Origin of the sequence: Deinococcus sp., assembly GCF_018260405.1 — a bacterium.
Taxonomy (GTDB): Bacteria; Deinococcota; Deinococci; order Deinococcales; family Deinococcaceae; genus Deinococcus.
Map to the genome: position 1 here is coordinate 1 of NZ_JAGLBG010000117.1, position 5,763 is coordinate 5,763.

General features: G+C 57.7%; 5 protein-coding genes. All 5 read left to right on the forward strand.

What is annotated here, in order from left to right; genetic code table 11:
* Positions 1-267: 267 nt before the first annotated feature.
* The 5 genes from QZ269_RS11565 (at position 268) to QZ269_RS11585 (ending at position 5,492) form a co-directional block, all read left to right on the forward strand.
* Entirely contained in the window at positions 268-1,071 is an 804-nt protein-coding gene (locus QZ269_RS11565) for a chlorite dismutase family protein (RefSeq protein WP_291426863.1), read from the forward strand.
* Positions 1,072-1,198: 127 nt separating this feature from the next.
* On the forward strand, positions 1,199-2,272 hold the full coding sequence (gene gcvT / locus QZ269_RS11570) for a glycine cleavage system aminomethyltransferase GcvT (RefSeq protein WP_291426859.1): 1,074 nt from the start codon (positions 1,199-1,201) through the stop codon (positions 2,270-2,272).
* Between the two features lie 131 nt (positions 2,273-2,403).
* Positions 2,404-2,766: a glycine cleavage system protein GcvH gene (gene gcvH / locus QZ269_RS11575; protein ID WP_291426860.1), complete on the forward strand. Its 363-nt coding sequence runs from the start codon at positions 2,404-2,406 to the stop codon at positions 2,764-2,766.
* 11 nt (positions 2,767-2,777) lie between these two features.
* Positions 2,778-3,944 (forward strand): acyltransferase, encoded by a 1,167-nt coding sequence (locus QZ269_RS11580; RefSeq protein ID WP_291426861.1) that lies wholly within the window; start codon positions 2,778-2,780, stop codon positions 3,942-3,944.
* A gap of 78 nt (positions 3,945-4,022) precedes the next feature.
* Positions 4,023-5,492, forward strand: a complete 1,470-nt coding sequence (locus tag QZ269_RS11585) for a DUF2397 domain-containing protein (protein WP_291426862.1) — start codon at positions 4,023-4,025, stop codon at positions 5,490-5,492.
* Positions 5,493-5,763: the final 271 nt, after the last annotated feature.

Sequence of the window (5,763 nt, forward strand, 5' to 3'; positions counted from 1 at the left end):
CCCCGACGCCCCAACAAACCCTGAATTCCCTGCTGGGAACACTGCATAAATGAATTTCGTCCGGATTTCAATATGCAACCGGGGTATTTTAGGGTGTGCTAGACAGGCTTAGGATGAACCTGCGGCCAGAGGTATGCAGCCGCCAGGGCTGGTCGCGGCGACGCCTGACCGTTCGGACGGGGTAAAACATCCCCCCGGCGCGGTGAAATAGTGCAGGCTATGAGCGACGAACAGAATAAGCCCGCGCCTGAGCAACCCGCCCAGACCATGCAGCCTTCCGGCCCACAGAACGCCGCCCCCAAAGCTGGCCCCGGACGCCCCAAACGCATGGTGGACTTGGATCCCAGCGGGCAGGTTACGCAAAAGGAACCCGACCGGGCCAACCGTCAGTTTCTGAACTACAGCTTTTTCAAACTTGACCCGGCCTTCCGCCGCCTGCCGCAGGCCGAGCGCGACGAAATCAAGGCCGAGTTTGCCGCCGCTGTTGAGGGCTGGGTCAGCGACGCCCCCGCCGAAAAGGGGCACATTCAGCGCAGTTACTCGCTGGTCGGGCTGCGTGGCGACGTGGACTTTATGCTGTGGCGCATTGCGTTTGACGTACGCGAGTTTCAGGATGCCCAGGCCCGAGTAAATCGCACCCGCCTGATGGGTTATCTGACCCAGCCCAAGACCTATACCTCCATGCAAAAGCGCAGCCAGTATGTCAACCGCGTCGAAGGCAGCGGCCACGGCATGGAAATCCTGCCGGGGCAAGGCAAATACCTGTTCATTTACCCGTTTATCAAGACGCGGGCGTGGTACGACCTGACGCCGCATGCTCGCCAGGGCATGATGGACGAGCACATCTACGCTTCCGAACCGTTCAAGGGCGTGCGAATCAACACCAGCTATAGCTACGGCATAGACGACCAGGAATTCGTGGTCAGTTTTGACAGCGACTACCCGCAGGAATTTGTAGATTTGGTTCACCGCCTGCGCTATACCGAGGCCAGCAACTTTACCCTCCAGGACACGCCGATGTTTACCTGTGTAAAAAAGGAATTGACAGATGTGCTGAACGACCTGGCATAAGGGGAAAGTGAGCGATGGTGACCGCAGAAGGCAAGCCGCTCTTCTCCATTGGTCTGGAGCCGTTCAGCTGCTCCGATTTGTCCGGGCGGCCTGGACAGCGCTGAAGCCTGTCGCTTAGAGTTTTCCTGTGACTGAAACCGATTCGACGCCGCTGAAGCGCACGCCGCTGCACGCGGCCCATTTGCAGGTCGGGGCTAGAATGGTGCCTTTCGGCGGCTGGGACATGCCTGTGCAGTACGCGGGTGTCAAAGCCGAGCACGAAGCAGTACGAACTGGCGCGGGCGTGTTCGACGTGTCTCATATGGGCGAATTCAGAATTAGCGGGCCAGACGCGCTGAGGTTTTTGCAGTTTGCCACGCCCAATGACGTGAGCAAGCTCAAGCCTGGACGCGCCCACTACAACTGGTTGCCCAATGACCGGGGCGGGCTGGTGGACGACATCTACATCTACATGGTGGCCGAAAATGAGTACCTGATGGTGGTCAACGCCAGCAACATCGACAAGGACTGGGCGCACCTGAACGCGCTGAGCAGCGGCTACGACGTAAAGCTCGCCAACGAGTCCGACCAGTGGGCGCTGCTGGCGGTGCAGGGGCCAAAAGCTGCGGCAATGCTGCAACCTTTCAGCGACACTGACCTGAGCGCCAAAAAGAAAAACGCCTACTTCCCCGCCCACCTGTTTGGCCTAGAGGTGAGGCTTGCCCGCACCGGGTACACCGGCGAAGACGGCTTTGAGGTGTTCGTGGATGCACAACATGCCCCGAAACTCTGGGGCGAGCTGCTAAACGCTGGCATCACACCCGCTGGCTTAGGCGCACGCGACACCCTACGGCTCGAAGCGGGCTTTCCGCTCTACGGCCACGAATTCGGCGGCGACATCCACCCGCTGAGCAGCCACTACACCTGGGTCGTGAAGGACAAGGAGTTCTATGGCCGCGCGGCGCTGCAACAAGCGCCCACGCAAAAGCTGATTGGCCTCAAGCTGGACAAGGTACCCGTGCGCGAAGGCTACCCGGTCAAGGCGGGCGGCAAAGTCGTCGGGCGCGTCACCTCCGGCACCACCAGCCCCACGCTGGGCCACCCGATTGCCATGGCTCTGGTGGAAGCCGCCAGCGCTGAAGCCGAGGCTTTTGAAGTAGAAGTGCGCGGCAAAGACCACGCGGCGACGCGGGTAGAAGTGCCGTTCTACAAGAGCACGTAGCTCGTGGCTTGTGGCGTGCAGAAAACCCGTATCTTTTGTCTATAGGCCACAAGCTGCACTCGGCAAGCCGCCTCTAGACCCCTTGACCCCCTAAACCCCTCGACCCCCAGACGCCACAAAGGAGCCCTACCATGACAAACACTCCAACTGACCTCAAATACGCCGCTTCCCACGAATGGCTTGCCGATGACGGCACGGTGGGCATCTCCGATTACGCGCAGGAGCAACTGGGCGACGTGGTGTACGTGGAACTGCCCGAAGTGGGCCGCGAAGTCAAGGCGGGCGAGGCCGTGGCCGTGGTGGAATCGGTCAAGACCGCGAGCGACATCTACGCCCCCGCTAGCGGCACGATTATTGCTGTCAACGAAGAGTTGAGTGGCAACCCAGAAAAGGTCAACGAAAGCCCCTACAAGGGCGGCTGGCTGTTCCAGATGGAAGTCACCGAAGAAGGCGACCTGCTGGACGCGGCGGCTTACGAAGCGCAGGCGCACTAAGTAGTCAGGGCATGATAACTCTGATTTCTATTCTTCCTCTTTATATTCTGGGCTGGTTTTGTGCAAAATTTTGCCTAGGAGACCGCCTCTTAAGAGAAAAATCAGAGTTGCCTGCGAAATACTGGCAGATAGATGGGCTAAGGTTTTTCCTGGCCTTTTCTGTTTTTCTAAGCCACACTTTTATTATTCGGGAATATGTTGTAACAGGTCGCTGGGCACTTACCGATGATAAAGTGGCTACTTTTCTAGGACAGGGTGGCGTATCGCTATTTTTTATCATTACTGCCTTCCTGTTTTGGGACAAGGCTATGAGACAGCCCCTAAAATTTGACGCTGTTGAATTTTTTATAGGCCGCATTCGCCGTTTGGCACCCGCCTATCTAATTGTCGCTGTACCCTTTATTATTTTAAGTTTAATACAGATACCCTTCTTTTCTCCAAGTATAATTAAAGAGGTTTTCCAAACTCTCGGTTTGGGTTATTTTAGATCAGTGAATATCGGTGTAGCTCATCTAAGCCCTGCCTATACTGGAGTTTTTTGGACTCTTTTTTATGAATGGAAATTTTACTTCTTTCTACCTGTACTATACATTCTTTTGCGTTTTAAAAATGCATTGACGCTTACGGCATCGCTGGCTAGCTTGGTTTTACTGACATCTTCTATATTGGATATTGGCTTATCAAAGGATTGGCCTTTTATATCTTTGTTTGCCAGCGGCATTTTGTCAGCAACAATTTACAATTCTAAATACTTTGAAGAGCTAAGGTGTAGTCAGTATTTAGTGGGAGCTATATTTATAGGCAGCATTTTGTTTCACATATTTAGCTTTAGTGGTGAGAGTTATTATGGAGCTAGTCATCCAACACTTTTTTTTATAACTTTTCTAGCACTACTTAAGATAGAAAAGACTTCTATTATTGGCAGAGTCTTTCTTGGCGCTCCTACCATCTTACTTGGCTCAGCAAGTTATAGCCTTTATGTGGCACACGGCTTTATTATTTCTGCCCTATCTATATTATTTTATTCGCTTTTCGGGGTATTTAGTAATACCGTATTTTACATATTCTCTATAGGTTCTACTTGCCTTGTCTCGCTTCTTTCTATTGCTCTGTATAGGTATATAGAACTTCCCTACGCTTTTAGAAAACCTTTGCCGCAAGGAGTACCCTCAACATGACCAACCCACCCAACCTCCTCCACACCAGCGCCTTTACCCGCCGTCACATTGGCCCCAGCGCCCGCTAAACTACCCCCGATGCACCTCCCCGCCCTGCGCGAATTTGCCTACCTGACCGCCCAGACCGCCAGCGTGTACCGCGTGCTGATGCGGCTTTTTTACGAGGCGCACCTGCTTCAGCAACACACCCTGCCCCCAGAGGAAATTCTTTCACGGGCGCAGGAGACCGGGCTGCGTGACCTGACGCCCGAGGGCTTGCAGCTTGACCTGGAGCAGCTGGTCAGCTGGGGCAACCTGGGGCGGCGGCGCGACACCAGCCGGGTGGACTCGCTGGCCGAATATGCCCGCCGCCGTAACCTCTACTACGCCACGCCGCGCGGCCTCGCTATTGAGGGGTTTATCGAAGCCGGTCTGGACGCCGCCGAGGAAACTGTGGCGGTGGGCGCGGGCATTGTCAGCAGCCTGGAAATGCAGTGGGGGCGCGTGCTGGAGTTGTTGCGCTTCGGGCAGACCGAGGAACTGGAGGCGGCCTGGACGGGACTGCAACGCGACTTCACCGCGCTGTCGGGTGACGTGCGTTCGCTGGCGCTCAATCTGGAACGCAAGCTGAGCCTGGAAGACCTGAGCGACTTTCTGGAGTTCAAAGACGCCGTGCGCTCGTATGTAGAGCGGCTGGCCGGGGAGCTGGCCGGGCCGGGGCGCAGGCTGCGCGACGCGGTGGCCGGGCTAAGCGAAGCTGAAGCCGAGTTGCTGCTGTCTACCCTGACCCGCAGCCGCGCCGGACGCCTGACCCGTGGCGCTGCCGTGCTGGACGAGGAACAGGCCGCCCGCCTGACCGGGCGCGAATGGGCAGGCTGGCGCGGCTGGCTCACCCGTCCGGCGGCGCAGGGTGACGGGCTGGAATACGGCATCACGGCGCTGCGGGGGGCGGTGACGCGGGTGCTGGCCTTCGTAGACGCGGTTCACCGTACCCGCGAGCTGGGGCTAGGCCGGGCCGCCGAACTTGCGGCTCTGGCGGTTCGACTCGACACCTACAGCACGGTTGGGCTGGCCCGCGAGGAGCTTTCGCGTACGCTGGGCGTATCCGCGCCACTGCACGTGCCAGGCGGCGGCAGCGGGGAGCCGGTGCAAAATGCCTGGGCCGAGCCGACTGAAACCGTTTTGCTGACCCCCGTGCAGCTGGGCAAGCAGAGAGAGCGCTTCAGCGCCGACGTGCGCGAGGTCAGCCGTGAGGCGAAGCGGGCCGCCAGAGACGCCCTGAAAGCCGAGCAGCAGCGGCAAAAGGCGTTGCTGGCCCTGTTCGACGAGAATGGCGAACTGGATTTGTCGCACCTGCACCTGAGCGACGACACCCTGCTGCCCGACTTGCTGGGGTGGCTCTCGGCAGGGCTGAATGCCGCTTACGACGAGGTCACTCAGGCCACGACCTCCGGCCCGGCTGGTCAACAGGTCAGCGTGAGCCTTAGCGATGCCCCCGCCCTGCTGACCATGCCAGACGGCACCTTGTGGGTGCAGCGCGGGGCCAAAATTGCGCTGGTCGGGTCATAAGAAGCTGCCGGTTGCAGTTGCGCATATCTGGGGAAAGCGCCCACACCCACTCCACTTGTGCCCAGAGGTCCTTTTGGCGACTCGCTCTGCTTCGCAGCTTTGCAAGTCCGCTCGGGGCGATCATGCCATCATCACCCGGCAGCTCCTTAGAGCAGTTCTCCGAATGATGGGCACGTCGGAACAACACCGCTGCCCCCCTTCATTCTACGTCCTGCTCTTTTTTTTCACTCGTTCCACTCGGCAAAAAGAGGGTCAAACGAGCACCATCTTT

Excerpts from the sequence above, each read along its gene's own strand:
- QZ269_RS11585 (WP_291426862.1), top strand. The coding sequence starts at position 4,023 with ATGCACCTCCCCGCCCTGCGCGAATTTGCCTACCTGACCGCCCAGACC.
- QZ269_RS11565 (WP_291426863.1), top strand. The coding sequence starts at position 268 with ATGCAGCCTTCCGGCCCACAGAACGCCGCCCCCAAAGCTGGCCCCGGA.
- QZ269_RS11580 (WP_291426861.1), top strand. The coding sequence starts at position 2,778 with ATGATAACTCTGATTTCTATTCTTCCTCTTTATATTCTGGGCTGGTTT.
- gcvH (WP_291426860.1), top strand. The coding sequence starts at position 2,404 with ATGACAAACACTCCAACTGACCTCAAATACGCCGCTTCCCACGAATGG.